General features: G+C 54.2%; 19 protein-coding genes. 13 read left to right on the top strand and 6 right to left on the bottom strand.

Translation table 11 applies throughout. The features are described from left to right. Window positions 1-345 carry a gamma-glutamylcyclotransferase family protein gene (locus ACOTXR_RS09800; RefSeq protein WP_014882267.1) on the top strand — a complete coding sequence of 115 codons (345 nt, stop codon included), beginning with the start codon at window positions 1-3 and terminating at the stop codon, window positions 343-345. 315 nt (window positions 346-660) lie between these two features. On the opposite strand, the gene ACOTXR_RS09795 is transcribed toward ACOTXR_RS09800, so the two are convergent. The 3 genes from ACOTXR_RS09795 to ppa all read right to left on the bottom strand — a co-directional run bounded on the left by ACOTXR_RS09795 (window position 661) and on the right by ppa (window position 2459). Beyond that, entirely contained in the window at window positions 661-1131 is a 471-nt protein-coding gene (locus ACOTXR_RS09795) for a hypothetical protein (RefSeq protein WP_050861808.1), read from the bottom strand. Continuing rightward, the gene (locus ACOTXR_RS09790; RefSeq protein ID WP_014882270.1) at window positions 1128-1712 is read right to left on the bottom strand and encodes a hypothetical protein; all 585 of its coding nucleotides are present in this window, start codon (window positions 1710-1712) and stop codon (window positions 1128-1130) included. The genes ACOTXR_RS09795 and ACOTXR_RS09790 overlap by 4 nt, the downstream gene beginning before the upstream one ends. Window positions 1713-1928: 216 nt before the next feature. Further along, window positions 1929-2459, bottom strand: coding sequence for an inorganic diphosphatase (gene ppa, locus ACOTXR_RS09785; RefSeq protein WP_008501423.1), 531 nt, complete (start codon window positions 2457-2459; stop codon window positions 1929-1931). 309 nt (window positions 2460-2768) lie between these two features. On the opposite strand from ppa, the gene ytfQ reads away from it, so the two are divergent. The 5 genes from ytfQ to ACOTXR_RS09760 all read left to right on the top strand — a co-directional run bounded on the left by ytfQ (window position 2769) and on the right by ACOTXR_RS09760 (window position 9019). Then, window positions 2769-3725, top strand: coding sequence for a galactofuranose ABC transporter substrate-binding protein YtfQ (ytfQ, locus tag ACOTXR_RS09780; RefSeq protein WP_014882271.1), 957 nt, complete (start codon window positions 2769-2771; stop codon window positions 3723-3725). 102 nt (window positions 3726-3827) lie between these two features. Next, on the top strand, window positions 3828-5330 hold the full coding sequence (gene ytfR / locus ACOTXR_RS09775; RefSeq protein ID WP_045134407.1) for a galactofuranose ABC transporter, ATP-binding protein YtfR: 1503 nt from the start codon (window positions 3828-3830) through the stop codon (window positions 5328-5330). Between the two features lie 10 nt (window positions 5331-5340). Next, window positions 5341-6366, top strand: a complete 1026-nt coding sequence (gene ytfT / locus ACOTXR_RS09770; RefSeq protein WP_162269483.1) for a galactofuranose ABC transporter, ATP-binding protein YtfT — start codon at window positions 5341-5343, stop codon at window positions 6364-6366. Next, window positions 6353-7354 carry a galactofuranose ABC transporter, permease protein YjfF gene (gene yjfF, locus ACOTXR_RS09765; protein ID WP_023331880.1) on the top strand — a complete coding sequence of 334 codons (1002 nt, stop codon included), beginning with the start codon at window positions 6353-6355 and terminating at the stop codon, window positions 7352-7354. Before ytfT ends, yjfF begins: the two co-directional genes overlap by 14 nt. Window positions 7355-7447: 93 nt before the next feature. Then, entirely contained in the window at window positions 7448-9019 is a 1572-nt protein-coding gene (locus ACOTXR_RS09760; RefSeq protein ID WP_014882275.1) for a methyl-accepting chemotaxis protein, read from the top strand. On the opposite strand, the gene ACOTXR_RS09755 is transcribed toward ACOTXR_RS09760, so the two are convergent. Then, on the bottom strand, window positions 8991-9437 hold the full coding sequence (locus ACOTXR_RS09755) for a helix-turn-helix domain-containing protein (protein ID WP_224955188.1): 447 nt from the start codon (window positions 9435-9437) through the stop codon (window positions 8991-8993). The two genes, ACOTXR_RS09760 and ACOTXR_RS09755, sit on opposite strands and share 29 nt — an antisense overlap. 60 nt (window positions 9438-9497) lie before the next feature. After that, window positions 9498-10496: a class 1 fructose-bisphosphatase gene (fbp, locus tag ACOTXR_RS09750; protein ID WP_014882277.1), complete on the bottom strand. Its 999-nt coding sequence runs from the start codon at window positions 10494-10496 to the stop codon at window positions 9498-9500. 197 nt (window positions 10497-10693) lie between these two features. Here fbp and mpl point away from each other — a divergent pair, with 197 nt between their 5' ends. Beyond that, a complete protein-coding gene (mpl, locus tag ACOTXR_RS09745) occupies window positions 10694-12067 on the top strand; it encodes a UDP-N-acetylmuramate:L-alanyl-gamma-D-glutamyl-meso-diaminopimelate ligase (protein WP_014882278.1) in 1374 nt (457 codons plus the stop codon). 102 nt (window positions 12068-12169) lie between these two features. On the opposite strand, the gene yjgA is transcribed toward mpl, so the two are convergent. Next, on the bottom strand, window positions 12170-12721 hold the full coding sequence (gene yjgA, locus ACOTXR_RS09740) for a ribosome biogenesis factor YjgA (protein ID WP_014882279.1): 552 nt from the start codon (window positions 12719-12721) through the stop codon (window positions 12170-12172). A 95-nt stretch (window positions 12722-12816) separates the two neighbouring features. Here yjgA and pmbA point away from each other — a divergent pair, with 95 nt between their 5' ends. The 6 genes from pmbA (at window position 12817) to ACOTXR_RS09710 (ending at window position 16723) form a co-directional block, all read left to right on the top strand. Further along, window positions 12817-14169, top strand: coding sequence for a metalloprotease PmbA (gene pmbA / locus ACOTXR_RS09735; RefSeq protein ID WP_047343866.1), 1353 nt, complete (start codon window positions 12817-12819; stop codon window positions 14167-14169). Between the two features lie 38 nt (window positions 14170-14207). Further along, window positions 14208-14594 carry a cytochrome b562 gene (gene cybC, locus ACOTXR_RS09730; RefSeq protein WP_014882281.1) on the top strand — a complete coding sequence of 129 codons (387 nt, stop codon included), beginning with the start codon at window positions 14208-14210 and terminating at the stop codon, window positions 14592-14594. A gap of 316 nt (window positions 14595-14910) precedes the next feature. Next, on the top strand, window positions 14911-15249 hold the full coding sequence (locus tag ACOTXR_RS09725) for a glycine dehydrogenase (RefSeq protein WP_101706501.1): 339 nt from the start codon (window positions 14911-14913) through the stop codon (window positions 15247-15249). A 10-nt stretch (window positions 15250-15259) separates the two neighbouring features. Beyond that, window positions 15260-15622 (top strand): SFCGS family glycine-rich protein, encoded by a 363-nt coding sequence (locus tag ACOTXR_RS09720; RefSeq protein ID WP_006179053.1) that lies wholly within the window; start codon window positions 15260-15262, stop codon window positions 15620-15622. A gap of 2 nt (window positions 15623-15624) precedes the next feature. Further along, entirely contained in the window at window positions 15625-15924 is a 300-nt protein-coding gene (locus ACOTXR_RS09715) for a DUF4312 family protein (protein ID WP_008501409.1), read from the top strand. A 22-nt stretch (window positions 15925-15946) separates the two neighbouring features. After that, a complete protein-coding gene (locus ACOTXR_RS09710) occupies window positions 15947-16723 on the top strand; it encodes a DUF4311 domain-containing protein (protein WP_008501408.1) in 777 nt (258 codons plus the stop codon).

The following is a 16723-nucleotide window of genomic DNA, read 5'->3' as shown; positions in this document are numbered from 1 at the left end:
ATGCGAATATTTGTCTACGGCAGTTTACGAACCAAGCAAGGCAACAGTCACTGGATGACCAATGCCCTGCTGCTGGGGAATTACAATATCGAAAATTACCAGTTGTACAGCCTGGGCCACTATCCAGGCGCGGTTCCCGGCGAAGGAACAGTACAGGGTGAAGTTTATCGTATTGATAATGCTACACTTGCCGAACTTGATGCCTTGCGCACCAGGGGCGGTGAATACGCTCGCCAGTTGATCCAGACGCCGTACGGAAGTGCGTGGATGTATGTCTACCAGCGTCCGGTCGATGGGTTAACGCGGATTGTAAGCGGTAACTGGTTAGACAGAGACCAGTACTGAAAAACGACAACGCCACCGGAAGGTGGCGTTGTTTTTTTACTCTTTCAATTATCTTCTGTATTACGGCGTCTGGTTAAGAACAGAGGAACGAACAGCATGACGTACGGGGCAATAATCCATAAAAAACACAAGGCGCGTGAACGGCCATAGTAGTTTATGCACCGCGTATTGCTTGAAATGACGGGCAGGAAAAACAGTAAAAACAGCAGAATCGCATAATCGCTTCGATAAGGGATCCATAAGTAAAACAAAAACCAGGCAAGCTGGAATGTTATGATGCAGAGATACTGCCATTTGCTGTCTTTGCCGTAACAGTCAAACGCCTTTATGTAACCCATCTTTATGCTTTGAAGAAAGAAACTTAGCATGTATAACGCTCACGATCGCGACGGTCAGGAGTGTGCTCGTCAGCAACGCCCCTAAAAAATAGCTGTGGGTGATATCAGTAGCACCCGAGCCTAAAGTATGCAATTTACTATATCCTCTCTCTACTGCAACAAAAAGTGTATATAGCCCGATGTTGATACAGAACTGAAGTAGACAAGAAGCGACGATATTTTTGGGAGTTCTTTTTAATAACATAAGTGATGCGTAGATAATACTTGCTGAAAGAGCAAAATAGAGTCCGTTAAATAAACTTGATAGTAAGGCGATATTAACTTCATTGAAGACTAAATTATCGCTTCCATAGTACCATGCCAGGTATTCAACATACGTGCTTCTGCCAAAGATAAAGGCAGCAATAATAAGGATGAATAGACTCAAGATATGGCTTTTCTTACTCATAATTTTGCTCCCTTAGAAAGCAGTTCCTTCATTGTTTTACCAGCTTCCAGCTGATCTTTGATTATGGCAAGGTCACGAGTATTGTGGTTATACTTTGCAATAGCGGTTGGCGTACCTTTACCACCATTGTCCATAAAGAAGACAATATCCTTACGACCATAAAGAAGTACCTGTGGGATGGGATCACGCCCATAACTCACTGCTTGCGGAAGGGAGTGAATAGACTCTGTCGTGAGGAAGCGAGGAATGCTTTCATGCTCAATATTGCCTAAAGGTGTAGTGGCAACAAGGGAGCCGATAAAATCGGTCGTATACACTAACGCATCGGTATCTTTAGTCGTGACTTTTGAACCCGTAAGATATTTTATCTGTTGCCAAAGGGTAATATCTTTTGGGATTACTTTTATACCATCCATAAACATATCTTGCTTACGTTTTAGCTGAATGACTGTACGATGCACCTGTGTCAAAGAGGGGCTTATTTCCCCAATAGAAGGCATAAGTCCATCGCGGGAATACAGTCGTTCAATGATAAAATAAATTCCAGTTGGGCGGGCAACATCAATGTTAATGGATGACATATGAATCCTGTTATGAATGGGGATTAATGATCATCATGACAGTATGTTATTAATTTCCATGCTATTCAACCACTCCCACCATAAATGATAGGGTGTCCTTTTTTTAAAAATATACAAGATAAAAGAAATGGGATTTATCTTAAAAACTCATGTGGTGCTTTTAACTAATCCATAAAAAAGCCCCGACTCGCGGGGCCTTCATTATCAGCGTAAGAATTACTTCTTAGCCGCGCGCTCGAAAGAGGCGATGATTTCTGCTTTCGCCGCTTCTGCGTTGTCCCAGCCGTCAACTTTAACCCACTTGCCTTTTTCGAGGTCTTTGTAGTGCTCGAAGAAGTGAGTGATCTGCGCTTTCAGCAGTTCTGGCAGGTCGTTCACATCTTTAATGTGATCGTACTCTTTGCTCAGCTTGGTGTGCGGTACTGCAACCAGCTTCGCATCTTCACCGGATTCGTCGGTCATTTTCAGCACGCCAACTGGACGGCAGCGAATGACTGCGCCTGGCTGCAGCGGGTATGGCGTTGGGACCAGTACGTCAACCGGGTCACCGTCCAGAGACAGGGTGTGGTTGATGTAACCGTAGTTGCATGGATAGAACATCGCGGTAGACATGAAACGGTCTACGAACAGGGCGCCGCTCTCTTTGTCCACTTCGTATTTGATCGGATCTGCGTTTGCCGGGATTTCGATAACTACGTAGATGTCTTCTGGCAGTTCTTTACCCGCTGGGACGTTGAGTAAGCTCATGTCGGTGTCCTTTAAAATGGATGGTAAACAAGTGGCAGGTATTATAGCCAACTCACGCTGAATGTCTCCGCCTGTTTTCGCATTCTCTCCCCGCCAGCACCACTTTTCAGACCGATTCCATGACAGAAAAATCCATAAACTCAGCCGCATTTTTAATGGTGAAATGAAAGCGATTACAAACTTGTGATTAACGTTTTATTCACTTTTCCGAAGTGTGATGTAACGCAATTCGTTACATATTTCATTGGCTATAGTCATTTCGCAGAACATCTTTTAACCAACAATAAACACCCCTACGAGGACGCTCATATGTGGAAGCGCTTACTTCTTGTCACAGCAGTTTCGGCAGCCATGTCGTCTATGGCGATGGCCGCCCCTTTAACCGTAGGTTTTTCGCAAGTTGGCTCTGAATCCGGCTGGCGTGCGGCAGAAACCAACGTTGCGAAAAGCGAGGCTCAGAAACGCGGCATCACGCTGAAAATCGCCGATGGTCAGCAAAAGCAGGAAAACCAGATCAAAGCCGTGCGCTCATTTATTGCTCAGGGCGTGGATGCCATCTTTATCGCGCCAGTGGTGGCGACCGGCTGGGAACCGGTTCTGAAAGAAGCCAAAGATGCTGAGATTCCGGTCTTCCTGCTCGATCGTTCCATCGACGTTAAAGACAAATCTCTCTATATGACCACCGTGACGGCCAACAACGTGCTTGAAGGGCAATTAATTGGCGACTGGCTGGTAAAACAGGTCGACGGCAAGCCGTGTAACGTCGTTGAACTGCAGGGCACCGTGGGGGCGAGCGTGGCTATCGACCGTAAGAAGGGTTTTGCTGAGGCCATCGCGAAAGCGCCAAACATCAAGATTATCCGCTCTCAGTCCGGCGACTTTACCCGCAGTAAAGGTAAAGAGGTCATGGAGAGCTTTATTAAAGCGGAAAACAACGGCAAGAACATCTGCATGGTTTACGCCCATAACGATGACATGGTGATCGGTGCGATTCAGGCGATTAAAGAAGCGGGCCTGAAGCCGGGCAAAGATATCCTCACCGGCTCTATCGACGGTGTGCCGGATATCTACAAAGCGATGATCGACGGCGAAGCCAATGCCAGCGTAGAACTGACGCCAAATATGGCGGGTCCGGCATTTGATGCGCTGGAGAAATTCAAGAAAGACGGCACGATGCCTGAGAAGGTGACCGTCACCAAGTCCACGCTCTACCTGCCGGATACGGCGAAAGAAGAGTTAGAGAAGAAGAAAAACATGGGCTACTAAGCCAGTGAAATTGCCGGGTGGCGCTGCGCTTGCCCGGCCTACGATACGCTCTTTTGTAGGCCGGATAAGCGTAGCGCCACCCGGCTTGATGTAGGGGGAACCATGACCACTGAACAGCACCAGGAAATCCTCCGCACAGAGGGCTTAAGCAAATTTTTCCCGGGTGTAAAAGCGCTGGATAACGTTGATTTCAGCCTGCGGCGCGGTGAAATTATGGCGCTGCTGGGCGAGAACGGCGCGGGAAAATCGACGCTGATTAAATCTCTGACCGGCGTTTATCACGCCGACCGCGGCACCATCTGGCTGGAAGGCAACGCCATTTCGCCAAAAAATACCGCCCATGCTCAACAGCTTGGGATTGGGACGGTCTACCAGGAAGTGAACCTGCTGCCAAATATGTCGGTGGCGGATAACCTGTTTATTGGTCGTGAACCAAGACGTTTTGGCCTGCTGCGGCGCAAAGAGATGGAAGCGCGGGCGACGAAACTGATGGAATCCTACGGCTTCTCCCTCGACGTTCGCGAGCCGCTGAACCGGTTTTCCGTCGCGATGCAGCAGATCGTCGCCATTTGCCGCGCGATCGATCTCTCCGCGAAGGTGCTGATCCTCGACGAACCTACTGCCAGCCTCGATACCCAGGAAGTCGAGATGCTCTTTACCCTGATGCGCCAGCTGCGCGATCAGGGCGTCAGCCTGATCTTCGTCACACACTTCCTCGATCAGGTGTATGAAGTGAGCGATCGCATTACCGTACTGCGTAACGGCAGCTTTGTCGGCTGCCGTGAAACCCGCGAGCTGCCGCAGATTGAGCTGGTCAAAATGATGCTGGGCCGTGAGCTGGAGACCAATGCGCTCCAGCGCGCAGGGCGCACGCTGCTGAGCGAAAAACCGGTGGCCGCGTTCAGCGATTACGGCAAAAAAGGGATCATCTCACCGTTTAACCTCGAAGTGCGCCCCGGCGAAATTGTCGGGCTGGCGGGGCTGCTAGGGTCAGGCCGGACCGAAACCGCCGAGGTGATCTTCGGCATCAAGCCTGCGGACAGCGGTACCGCGTTGATCAAAGGTAAACCGCAAACCCTGCGATCGCCGCATCAGGCCTCCTGTCTGGGAGTGGGGTTCTGCCCGGAAGACAGGAAAACAGACGGCATTATTGCCGCCGCCTCGGTGCGGGAAAATATCATTCTGGCGCTACAGGCGCAGCGCGGATGGCTGCGTCCAATTCCGCGTAAAGAGCAAAACGCCATTGCCGAGCGCTTTATTCGCCAGCTGGGTATTCGTACGCCGAGCGCGGAACAGCCGATCGAATTTCTCTCCGGCGGTAACCAGCAGAAAGTGCTGCTGTCACGCTGGCTGCTGACCAAACCGCAGTTCCTGATCCTGGATGAACCCACGCGCGGCATTGACGTTGGCGCGCACGCCGAAATTATCCGGCTTATCGAAACGCTGTGTGCCGACGGGCTGGCGCTGCTGGTCATTTCGTCCGAGCTGGAAGAGCTGGTGGGGTATGCCGATCGCGTGATCATCATGCGCGATCGCAAACAGGTGGCTGAGATCCCGCTGGATAAGCTGTCCGTTCCGGCGATCATGAATGCCATCGCGGCATAAGGAGTGAATTGTGATGTCCCGTTCGCTTTCGCAAACCGGTGAGTCAAAGCGCCGCTTTAACTGGCCAACCGGCACGCCGCAAATCGCAGCGCTGCTGCTGGTGTTACTGGTGGATAGCCTTGTCGCACCGCATTTCTTCCAGATTATTGTTCAGGATGGTCGCCTGTTTGGCAGCCCGATCGATATTTTAAACCGTGCCGCGCCCGTCGCGCTGCTGGCGATTGGTATGACGCTGGTGATAGCCACCGGCGGGATTGACCTCTCCGTCGGCGCAGTGATGGCTATTGCCGGGGCTACCGCAGCCTCCATGACCGTGGCGGGCCATAGCCTGCCGGTGGTACTGCTGGCGGCATTGGGAACCGGCGTGCTGGCCGGACTGTGGAACGGCATTCTGGTGGCGGTACTAAAAATTCAGCCTTTCGTCGCCACCCTTATTTTGATGGTGGCCGGGCGCGGGGTGGCGCAGCTGATCACCTCCGGACAGATAGTCACCTTTAACTCCCCGAGTCTGGCGTGGATCGGCAGCGGCAATTTCCTGTTCTTTCCAACACCGGTGATCGTGGCTCTGGTTACATTAGTGGTGTTCTGGCTTTTCACCCGCAAAACAGCGCTCGGCATGTTTATTGAAGCGGTGGGGATCAACATTCGTGCGGCACGAAATGCCGGGGTCAATACGCGGCTGATGGTGATGCTGACCTACGTGCTGAGCGGCGTTTGCGCCGCCATTGCCGGGGTGATTGTCGCGGCCGATATCCGCGGGGCCGATGCCAACAATGCTGGGCTCTGGCTGGAGCTGGATGCCATCCTCGCGGTGGTGATTGGCGGCGGATCGTTGATGGGCGGGCGCTTTAACCTGCTGCTCTCGGTCATTGGCGCGCTGATCATTCAGGGCATGAACACCGGGATCCTGCTCTCCGGTTTTCAGCCGGAACTCAACCAGGTGGTAAAAGCGGTGGTCGTACTCTGCGTGCTGATCGTCCAGTCACCGCGCTTTGTCAGCATCATTAAGGGGATCCGTGGCCATGATAAAACGTAATTTACCGTTAATGATCACGCTGGGCGTGTTTGTGCTGGGGTATCTCTACTGTCTGACCCAGTTCCCCGGTTTTGCCTCAACACGCGTGATTTGCAACATCCTGACCGATAACGCCTTTTTAGGCATCATCGCCGTCGGGATGACCTTTGTGATCCTCTCCGGTGGGATCGATCTCTCCGTTGGCTCGGTGATCGCGTTTACCGGCGTGTTCCTCGCCAAGGCGATCGGTTTCTGGGGGATCTCCCCTCTGGTAGCGTTTCCGCTGGTGCTGGCGATGGGCTGTGCGTTTGGCGCCTTTATGGGGCTACTGATCGACGCGCTAAAAATTCCCGCTTTTATTATTACCCTCGCCGGGATGTTCTTCCTGCGCGGCGTAAGTTACCTGGTATCGGAAGAGTCCATCCCGATTAACCACCCGGTGTACGACACGCTCTCCAGCCTGGCGTGGAAAATCCCCGGCGGTGGCCGTCTGAGCGCGATGGGGTTGTTGATGCTGGGCGTGGTGGTGGTGGGTATCTTCCTTGCCCACCGTACCCGGTTCGGTAATCAGGTTTACGCCATTGGCGGGAACGCCACGTCGGCAAACCTGATGGGGATCTCGACCCGCAGCACGACCATCCGCATCTATATGCTCTCAACCGGCCTGGCAACGCTGGCGGGTATTGTCTTCTCGGTGTATACCCAGGCGGGCTATGCCCTTGCAGGCGTAGGCGTGGAGCTGGACGCGATTGCCTCTGTGGTCATTGGCGGCACGCTGCTCAGCGGCGGAGTGGGGACGGTGCTGGGAACGCTGTTCGGCGTAGCGATCCAGGGGCTGATCCAGACCTATATCAACTTTGACGGCACGCTCAGTTCCTGGTGGACCAAGATCGCCATCGGCATTCTGCTGTTTATATTTATTGCCCTGCAGCGCGGTCTGACGGTGCTCTGGGAGAACCGTCAAAGCTCGCCTGTTACTCGCGTAAACACCTCGGTAACAGAGCGATAACACGCTGAATTTGCTTAAAGTCTAAACATTTTCCGGTAGCGGCCGATAACCTTTTTTTCTGTCCAGAAATATCTCGCTACCGGAAATAATATCATGCTTAAAACGCTATCGATTCGTACCGGCTTGCTCTCTTTACTGGCCGTTATGACCCTTCTGCTGCTGATTGTCAGCGGCATTGGCATTTATGCCCTCACACAGAGTTCTTCTTCACTGCAGCGCATTAATCACCTTCAGGGTGAGCAGATGGTGCAGCTAAATACCGGCTATACGCTGATTCTGCGCGCGCGCAATGAGGCGGGCCAGGCCGTCCGGATGATGGAAATCGGCATGCTCGATGATGCGGCCAAATCGGTTAAAAACATCAATCAGGAAATCGCCGTGGCTCAGAAAACGCTGAAAGGCGTGATCGACGGCGGCGTGGCTGACGAGCAGGGGCAAAAGTTGCTGGATAACGTGGCAACCAGTCTGGCGACGTATAACCAGCAGGGCATCAACCCGATGCTAAAAACCCTGAATGACCAGAGCGCGGACAGTTATTACGACCTGCTGGAGAATACGCTGATCCCCGTGGCGAAGCAGTTTGATAACGATATGCAGGCGTTTCAGACATGGAGCGAAGCGCGAGGGAAGGCGGAAGTCACTGCCGTACAGGCGAGCAAAACCCGCGTGCTGATCCTGATTATTGTCGCCGCGCTGCTGACGGCTGGCATCATCGTGCTTGCCTGGCTGGTGCTGCGCCATATGCTGCTTAAGCCGCTCTCTGCTTCCATTGCTCAGCTGGAGAATGTGGCGGCGGGCGATTTAACCCACACGCTGAATGCCCCGGCGAGCCAGGAATTTAACCGCCTTAACGCGGCGATAGAGGTGATGCGTCAGTCGCTGATGCACTCGGTGATGCGGGTACGCGATGCCAGCTCGCAAATCGACACCGGCAGCCGTGAGCTGACGGCGGGCAACCGGGATCTTGCCGAGCGTACAGAATCCACCGCCACCTCGCTGGAGCAGACCGCTGCCAGTATGGAACAGATTACCGCCACGGTGAAACTCAACGCCGATAATGCCGAGCAGGCGCACCAGCTGGCGAAATCGGTTTCTGATACCGCCGATCACGGCAGCGAAATGGTCTGCTACGTGATTGAAAAAATGCGTGATATCTCCGGCAGTTCAGCGCGTATTGCTGACATCCTGAGCGTGATCGATGGCATTGCCTTCCAGACCAATATTCTGGCCCTTAACGCCTCCGTGGAAGCGGCGCGCGCGGGCGAGCAGGGGCGCGGGTTCGCCGTCGTGGCGGGTGAAGTGCGTAACCTTGCCAGCCGCAGCGCCGATGCGGCGAAAGAGATCCGATCCCTTATCAGCGATTCGCAGACCCACGTTAACGAGGGCAGCGAGCTGGCCCAGCAGGCGGGTGAAACGATGGATGAGATTGCCACCGAAGTGCTGCGCATGACCAAACTGATGCGCGAGATTGCGACCGCGTCTCAGGAGCAGAGCCGCGGCATTGAGCAGGTGAATATTGCTGTGAATCAGATGGACGAAACGGCGCAGCAGAATGCGGCGCTGGTGCAGCAATCCTCCGCCGCGACCCGCTCTCTGGAAGAGCAGTCGCGTCAGCTGATGGAGGCCATGTCATCATTTAAATTGACGGCTCAGACTGCGGCATAATATTTCCCAACCCCGGTACGTTCTGTGCCGGGGATTTATTTCGCCCTGAATTAATGGCCGCAATATTATCGTGAATATCGCCCATTAATATTTCCAGTGAGTGGGTTAACGCTAACGCTTTTTCAGTTGGCTCAAGGTATAAACCCTTGCGGAAAAATAATGGCTCATCAAACAGTTGATTAAAACGCTTCAGGGCCAGGCTCACCGCAGGACGTGACATCTCCAGGCGCACTGAGGCCTTTGCCATGCTGCCGCAGCGGACGACTTCAATAAATACAGGAATAAGGTTTAAATCAATGCCGGTATTCGCCCGGGAATAATTTTTCATTGCGATGCTGCTCCACGAAATATCTGTCAAACTGTTATGGAAATAATGCAGGAGCAATGGCGAATATAAAAGCGTGTTTTTTATAAACACTTATACGGTAAAAGATATAAATGTGTTGGGGAGCCAGACGGGCTCCCCGGGAGTGAGAGATTACGCGTCCGGATACTCGCGGATAAAGCGCTCAACGTCTTCAACCATGTGGTTGTTGCCGACGAAGAAGGAACGACGCTGGTGGAGGCTTTCCGGCACGATGTCCAGAATACGCTCTTTACCGTCGCTCGCCTTGCCGCCCGCCTGTTCGGCCAGGAACGCCATTGGGTTGCACTCGTACAGCAGGCGCAGCTTTCCGTCAGGGTGGCTGGCGGTACTTGGATAGAGGTAGATACCGCCTTTCAGCAGGTTACGGTGGAAATCCGCGACCAGCGAGCCAATATAGCGGGAGGTGTACGGGCGCTGAGTCGCTTTATCTTCTTCCTGACAGAATTTGATGTACTTCTTCACGCCGTTCGGGAATCGGATGTAGTTGCCTTCGTTGATGGAGTAGGTGTTGCCCTTCTCCGGGAAGCGCATACGCTCCTGGCTCAGACAGAAGACGCCCAGCGATGGATCGTAGGTAAAGGCGTGAACACCACACCCGGTGGTGTACACCAGCATGGTGGAGGAGCCATAGACGACGTAACCGGCAGCCACCTGATTACTGCCCGGCTGCAGGAAATCTTCCTCGGTCACCGGCGTGCCAACAGGCGTGACGCGGCGGTAGATGGAGAAAATGGTACCGACAGAAACGTTAACGTCGATGTTGGAGGAACCGTCGAGCGGATCCATCAGTACAACGTATTTCGCGTGTTCACAGCCTTCGAAAACAACAATTTCATCTTCTTCTTCGGAGGCGATACCCGCAACGATGTCGCGCGCGCGCAGTGCAGCTTTCAGTTTTTCATTTGCGAACAGATCGAGTTTCTGTTGAACCTCGCCCTGAACGTTCTCGGCACCGCTGGCACCCAGGATATCGACCAGACCGGCCTTGTTGATATCACGATGGATGATCTTAGCGCCCAGCTTTATTGCCGACAGCAAAGCAGTGAGTTCACCCGTAGCATGAGAGAACTCGTGCTGCTTTTCGACAATAAATTCACCTAACGTTTTCATAACACTTTCCCTGCATCTTTGTGAGTAGAGCGATTGTATGTTCACTAAAACGACTAAAGCCCAACAATCTTAACAAATATTCAAATAGTAGCGCAGAGGTGAATCGCGCCAGCAACATACGGATTTACCTGAAATGCGTTTCACAGCCGCTAACATGTGAGTAAAATGTGCGCCACATTGAAGAAGGATAGTGACGTATGCGCATTCATATATTGGGGATTTGTGGCACTTTCATGGGCGGGCTGGCAATGCTGGCGCGCTCGCTGGGCCATGAAGTGACAGGTTCGGACGCCAATGTGTATCCGCCGATGAGCACGCTTCTGGAGAAGCAGGGTATCTCTCTGATTCAGGGCTACGATGCCAGCCAGCTGGATCCCGAGCCGGATCTGGTCATTATTGGCAACGCCATGACCCGCGGCAATCCGTGCGTTGAAGCGGTGCTGGAGCGCAATATTCCATTCATGTCCGGCCCGCAATGGCTGCATGATTTCGTCCTGCGTGACCGCTGGGTGGTTGCCGTTGCGGGTACCCACGGAAAAACCACCACCGCCGGCATGGCGACCTGGATCCTCGAAGCCTGTGGCTACAAGCCGGGCTTTGTGATCGGCGGCGTGCCGGGTAACTTCGACGTTTCTGCGCGTCTGGGCGATAGCCCATTCTTTGTCATTGAAGCGGATGAATACGACTGCGCGTTCTTCGACAAACGCTCCAAGTTTGTCCATTACTGCCCGCGCACGCTGATCCTCAACAACCTTGAGTTCGATCACGCGGATATTTTTGACGACCTGAAAGCGATTCAGAAGCAGTTCCACCACCTGGTGCGCATCGTGCCGGGGCAGGGCCGTATCATCCTGCCGGAGAATGACATTAACCTGAAGCAGACTCTGGCGATGGGCTGCTGGAGCGAGCAGGAGCTGGTGGGCGAGCAGGGTCACTGGCAGGCGAAGAAACTCAACGCGGATGCCTCCGAGTGGGAAGTGTTGCTCGACGGCGAAAAAGTGGGTGAGGTGAAGTGGGGCCTGGTGGGCGAACACAACATGCACAACGGCCTGATGGCGATTGCAGCTGCGCGTCATGTTGGCGTTCTGCCTGCGGATGCCGCCAATGCGCTGGGCACGTTTATCAATGCCCGCCGCCGTCTGGAACTGCGCGGTGAAGCGAATGGCGTGACGGTGTATGACGATTTCGCGCACCACCCAACGGCTATTCTGGCGACGCTTGCCGCGTTGCGTGGCAAGGTCGGCGGCACCGCGCGCATTCTTGCCGTGCTGGAACCGCGCTCGAACACCATGAAAATGGGCATCTGCAAAGACGATCTGGCCCCGTCGTTAGGCCGTGCCGATGAAGTCTTCCTGCTGCAGCCGCAGCATATTCCGTGGCAGGTGGCGGAAGTGGCCGATGCCTGCATTCAGCCTGCCCACTGGAGTGCGGATGTGGATGCGCTCGCGGATATGGTGGTCAAAGCCGCACAGCCTGGCGACCATATTCTGGTGATGAGCAACGGCGGGTTTGGTGGGATCCATCAGAAGCTGCTGGACGGTCTGGCGAAAAAGGCCGAGGCCGCAGAGTAAAAAAAAGCCCGGTGGCGCTAGCGCTTACCGGGCCTGGATTTTGCACGACCTTGTAGGCCGGATAAGGCGTTTACGCCGCCATCCGGCGCAAAACCGCACCGATTACCCTTCGTTCTCAGACAGCTCGCGCAGATACTGGAAAATCAGACGCGCAGACTTCGGCGGTTTATTCCCTTCTTTCTCTTTCTTCGCGTTGCGGATCAAAGAGCGCAGCTGCTGACGGTCGGCATTCGGCCACAGGTTCAGCACTTCCGGTACCGCATCATCGCCCTGTTCAATTAGACGATCGCGGATCTGCTCCAGCTTATGGAACAGCGCAACCTGCTGGTTGTGGCGGTTTTTCAGTTTATCCAGCGCCTGGCGGATCGGATCTACGTCGCGCTGACGCAGCATTTTCCCGATAAGCTGAAGCTGGCGACGACGGCCTTCTTTTTTGATTTTCTGTGCCAGTTCAATGGCATCACGCAGATCCTGGTCGAGCGGGATTTTGTCCAGCGCGTTTTTACCCAGTTCTACCATTTCTGCGCCAAGCTGTTTTAACTCTTCGGCGTCGCGTTTAATTTCACTTTTACTGACCCAGATGATCTCATCATCTTCGTCTTCGATGTCATCACCGGGAACGTCGTCGAGCCAGTCTTCGGGCTGCTTAGTCATGTCAGGCTCCTTAAAAAAAGAGGCTAATGTTACCAGTTAAGACGCGCACTGAAAAACGGTTCTCTGTTAGACTTCATTTAACTCTCTCTTACAGTATGGCATTTGCGATGAAAGTAACCTCACAAGTTGAAGCGCAGCGTAAGATTCTGGAAGAAGCCGTCTCCACCGCGCTGATGCTTGCTTCCGAAAAATCAGATGGCGCCGAAGTGGCGGTCAGCAAAACCACCGGTATCAGCGTGAGCACCCGCTATGGCGAAGTGGAGAACGTAGAATTCAATAGCGATGGCGCGCTTGGGATCACGGTGTATCACCAGAATCGCAAAGGCAGCGCGTCGTCTACCGATCTCAGCCCGGATGCCATTGCCCGCACGGTGCAGGCGGCGCTGGATATCGCCCGATACACCTCGCCGGATCCTTACGCCGGCGTGGCCGATAAAGAGCTGCTGGCCTTTGACGCGCCGGATCTTGATCTCTTCCACCCGGCAGACGTCACCCCGGATGAAGCCATCGAGCTGGCCGCGCGTGCCGAGCAGGCTTCCCTGCAGGCCGACAAGCGCATCACCAATACCGAAGGCGGCAGCTTCAACAGCCACTACGGCATCAAAGTTTTCGGCAACAGCCACGGCATGCTGCAGGGCTACTGCTCCACCCGTCACTCGCTCTCCAGCTGCGTCATCGCCGAAGAGAACGGTGACATGGAGCGTGACTACGCTTACACCATTGGCCGCGCGCTGGGGGATTTGCAATCGCCGGAGTGGGTGGGCAAAGAGTGTGCCGAACGCACGCTGTCTCGCCTGTCGCCGCGTAAACTCTCTACCATGAAAGCCCCGGTGATTTTTGCCAATGAAGTGGCAACCGGTCTGTTTGGTCATCTGGTGGGCGCTATCGCCGGTGGCTCCGTTTACCGTAAATCCACCTTCCTGCTCGACTCGCTGGGCAAGCAGATCCTGCCGGAATGGCTGACCATTGAAGAACACCCGCATCTGCTGAAAGGGCTGGCCTCTACGCCGTTCGACAGCGAAGGGGTGCGCACGGAACGCCGCGATATCGTTAAGGACGGCATTCTGACCCAGTGGCTGCTGACCAACTACTCCGCTCGCAAGCTGGGGCTGAAAAGTACTGGCCACGCGGGCGGTATCCATAACTGGCGTATTGCCGGGCAGGGCCTGAACTTTGAGCAGATGCTGAAAGAGATGGGCACCGGTCTGGTGGTAACCGAACTGATGGGCCAGGGCGTCAGCGGCATCACCGGAGACTATTCTCGCGGGGCGGCGGGCTTCTGGGTCGAAAACGGTGAAATTCAGTATCCGGTGAGCGAAATCACCATCGCCGGCAACCTGAAGGACATGTGGCGCAACATCGTTACGGTCGGTAACGATATTGAAACACGTAGCAATATACAGTGTGGTTCTGTACTGCTGCCCGAGATGAAAATTGCGGGTCAATAAAGATAGCGTTTTGTTAATAATAAAAAAGGAAGTGAGCAATGCGTAAACATCTGTTAGCGATCGTCGCGGCTTCAACGCTGGTTCTTGGCTCTTCTGCGTTTGCTGCCGATCTTGAAGAAGACATGGGCATCCTCGGGCAAAACCTGAAGGTGGTGCAAAAGACGGACAATGCGGCGGAAATGAAAGACGCCCTGACCAAAATGCGTGAAGCGGCGCTGGACGCCCAAAAAGCGACACCGCCGAAGCTGGAAAGCAAAGCGGCTGACAGCGCAGAGATGAAAGACTATCGCCACGGCTTTGACGTGCTGGTCGGCCAGATTGACGGCGCGCTGAAGCTGGCCAACGAAGGCAAAGTCAAAGAAGCTCAGGCGGCGGCCGAGCAGTTCGTGACGACCCGCAACACGTATCACAAGAAATACCGTTAACCGATCGCGCATCGGACCAACACCCAACGGGAGCCAGTGGCTCCCGTTTTTTTTGCGTGGTGATAAGTAAACCCTATCGCCATCACATTTTTGCATTACCACGCCTGAACGTTTTCGTTGCCTCTGCCCGCCTTTGACCGCTGGAATCAGTGATATTCATCACGTAAATGCATTGATTTGACCGTATTCACCGTATTTATGTGGCACAGATCACTGCCGCGGCTTGCCTTTCCACTTCGAAGTGGAAAACAACTCGCTACAAACCCTTCCTCCCCACCGTTAGTTTTATTCCAGAGCCATTAACGGGGTAAGACGAGTGATTAACGGAGCGGTAATGAACGACGTTGGGGAACAGGCGGTGCAAACAGAACAGCTCGCGAACACCATGCTACAGCAGGTCTATGCTCTGCTGGCCCGGCACAACATCATCCCCAACGCAGTACAGGAGCAAATGCTCACCTCCCACGTTCGCGCCATGGCGCACCGGTCCGTGACCGGCGAGCCGCTGCCGGAGGTTGAAGCAGAGCTGTTTGACGAAATTTCACCGGATTCAATGCGGCTTGCCCGTGAAGTGGTGGTGCAGTTTGGCAACCTTCCTGATGAAGAGGCCTGGCTGCTCTCCGTTCACTTTGAAGTCGCGAAAGACAACCTTTAAGGAGCAACACATGGAACAGATTACAGTCGTGATTGGCGATCGCCTGGGTAAAGGTCAGAAAGTGGCGGCCGGGGTGGAAAAAGCAGGTGGACGCGCGGTGGTTGTGCCGGGCATGGCAGCGGATATGAAGCTCGGCGACGTAATGAAAGCGGAAAACGCCACCTTCGGCATCTCCTTCTGCGGCAGCGGCGGCGCGGGCGCGATTACCGCGCAAACCAAGTATGGCTACAAAGCCAAATACGGCATGCGTTCGGTAGATGAAGGCGTCACCGCCATCAACGAAGGCTGCAACGTGCTGGGCTTTGGCTTTATGGACAAAGAAGAGCTGGGCGAGCGTCTGGTGCAGGCGTGGCAGAAGAAACACGGCGCATAAGCATGAAAGAACAGTTCACAACCACGGTGAGAGTGAAGGGGAAGGGCGACGCCAAAGCGCGCGCCTTTGCCGACGCGCTCAACCACGTTCAGGCCGCGGTGATGAAAGCCTCACCGCATATCTTACTGCGTATTGAGCCACAGGATGTGCAGGTCGTTCAGGCGCAAGAAGCGGTGCGTAAAGAAGCGTTTCTGTTCTTCTTTTTGCGCCGGGAAAGACGCACCTACAGCGTGGAGCTGGATGTGACCGTCAACGTGACCGCCATCAATCTCGATCGGGTGGACTTCGTCACGCAACGCTGATTATTCATAAAAGGGCAGACTGATGTTCTTAATTATATTAATAAAATCGCTCATCATCGGCGGCCTGGTAGGCGTCGGTGTTGGGGCCGGGGCTGCACGCATGTTTCATGCGCCTACCACTCAGGGTATGGGCGCGTTTCGTACGTTGGGGGAACTGAACTCCTGCGAAGGGGATCCCGCTTCTCACTTCTCCTTTGGGTTAGGTTTCTTCTTTAACGCCTGGGCCTCTTCCGTGGCCGCGGGTGCTTTCACACAGGACGTTGACCACCGCATCATCCCAAACTGGGGCGCGGCGGCACTGATGATCAAAAACCGTAACGTCGGCGAAACGCTGCACGATCCGCGCAAAATGGCGATTGCCTGTGGCGTGATCGGCATGATCGTCGTGACTTTCCTTAACCTGACGGCCTCCTCCGTACCGGCTGCGCTTCAGGTCACCGCCGTGAAGGTGCTGGTGCCCGCTGCGAACCTGCTGGTCAACACCGTGATGCCGGTGATCTTCTGGCTGGCGGCCATCGACGCCGGTAAAAAATCGGGCTTCTGGGCCACCATCTTTGGCGGCGCGGCACAGCTGATCATGGGTAACGCCGTACCGGGCCTGGTGCTGGGGATCCTGATCGGTAAAGGCGTTGAAGAGAGCGGCTGGAACCACGTCACCAAAGTGATGATGGCGGCGATCGTTCTGCTCTTCGTGCTGAGCGGCTTCTTCCGCGGCTTCGACATGAAGATGATCGAATCCTTCCATCTGACCGTGCCGAACTGGCTCGACATGATCCACAACTCGCTCAGCGGTAAATAA

The organism is Enterobacter cloacae complex sp. IR53030 (assembly GCF_049238365.1).
Taxonomy (GTDB): domain Bacteria; phylum Pseudomonadota; class Gammaproteobacteria; order Enterobacterales; family Enterobacteriaceae; genus Enterobacter; species Enterobacter kobei.
This window is presented reverse-complemented; position numbering and strand designations above follow the sequence as displayed.

What these genes read in the sequence shown, in the direction of transcription:
- ACOTXR_RS09800 (WP_014882267.1), top strand. Translation starts at nt 1, where the DNA reads ATGCGAATATTTGTCTACGGCAGTTTACGAACCAAGCAAGGCAACAGT.
- yjfF (WP_023331880.1), top strand. Translation starts at nt 6,353, where the DNA reads ATGATAAAACGTAATTTACCGTTAATGATCACGCTGGGCGTGTTTGTG.
- pmbA (WP_047343866.1), top strand. Translation starts at nt 12,817, where the DNA reads ATGGCATTTGCGATGAAAGTAACCTCACAAGTTGAAGCGCAGCGTAAG.
- ppa (WP_008501423.1), bottom strand. Translation starts at nt 2,459, where the DNA reads ATGAGCTTACTCAACGTCCCAGCGGGTAAAGAACTGCCAGAAGACATC.
- ACOTXR_RS09790 (WP_014882270.1), bottom strand. Translation starts at nt 1,712, where the DNA reads ATGTCATCCATTAACATTGATGTTGCCCGCCCAACTGGAATTTATTTT.
- ytfQ (WP_014882271.1), top strand. Translation starts at nt 2,769, where the DNA reads ATGTGGAAGCGCTTACTTCTTGTCACAGCAGTTTCGGCAGCCATGTCG.
- cybC (WP_014882281.1), top strand. Translation starts at nt 14,208, where the DNA reads ATGCGTAAACATCTGTTAGCGATCGTCGCGGCTTCAACGCTGGTTCTT.
- ACOTXR_RS09795 (WP_050861808.1), bottom strand. Translation starts at nt 1,131, where the DNA reads ATGAGTAAGAAAAGCCATATCTTGAGTCTATTCATCCTTATTATTGCT.
- ACOTXR_RS09710 (WP_008501408.1), top strand. Translation starts at nt 15,947, where the DNA reads ATGTTCTTAATTATATTAATAAAATCGCTCATCATCGGCGGCCTGGTA.
- fbp (WP_014882277.1), bottom strand. Translation starts at nt 10,496, where the DNA reads ATGAAAACGTTAGGTGAATTTATTGTCGAAAAGCAGCACGAGTTCTCT.
- yjgA (WP_014882279.1), bottom strand. Translation starts at nt 12,721, where the DNA reads ATGACTAAGCAGCCCGAAGACTGGCTCGACGACGTTCCCGGTGATGAC.
- mpl (WP_014882278.1), top strand. Translation starts at nt 10,694, where the DNA reads ATGCGCATTCATATATTGGGGATTTGTGGCACTTTCATGGGCGGGCTG.
- ACOTXR_RS09715 (WP_008501409.1), top strand. Translation starts at nt 15,625, where the DNA reads ATGAAAGAACAGTTCACAACCACGGTGAGAGTGAAGGGGAAGGGCGAC.
- ACOTXR_RS09720 (WP_006179053.1), top strand. Translation starts at nt 15,260, where the DNA reads ATGGAACAGATTACAGTCGTGATTGGCGATCGCCTGGGTAAAGGTCAG.
- ytfR (WP_045134407.1), top strand. Translation starts at nt 3,828, where the DNA reads ATGACCACTGAACAGCACCAGGAAATCCTCCGCACAGAGGGCTTAAGC.
- ACOTXR_RS09760 (WP_014882275.1), top strand. Translation starts at nt 7,448, where the DNA reads ATGCTTAAAACGCTATCGATTCGTACCGGCTTGCTCTCTTTACTGGCC.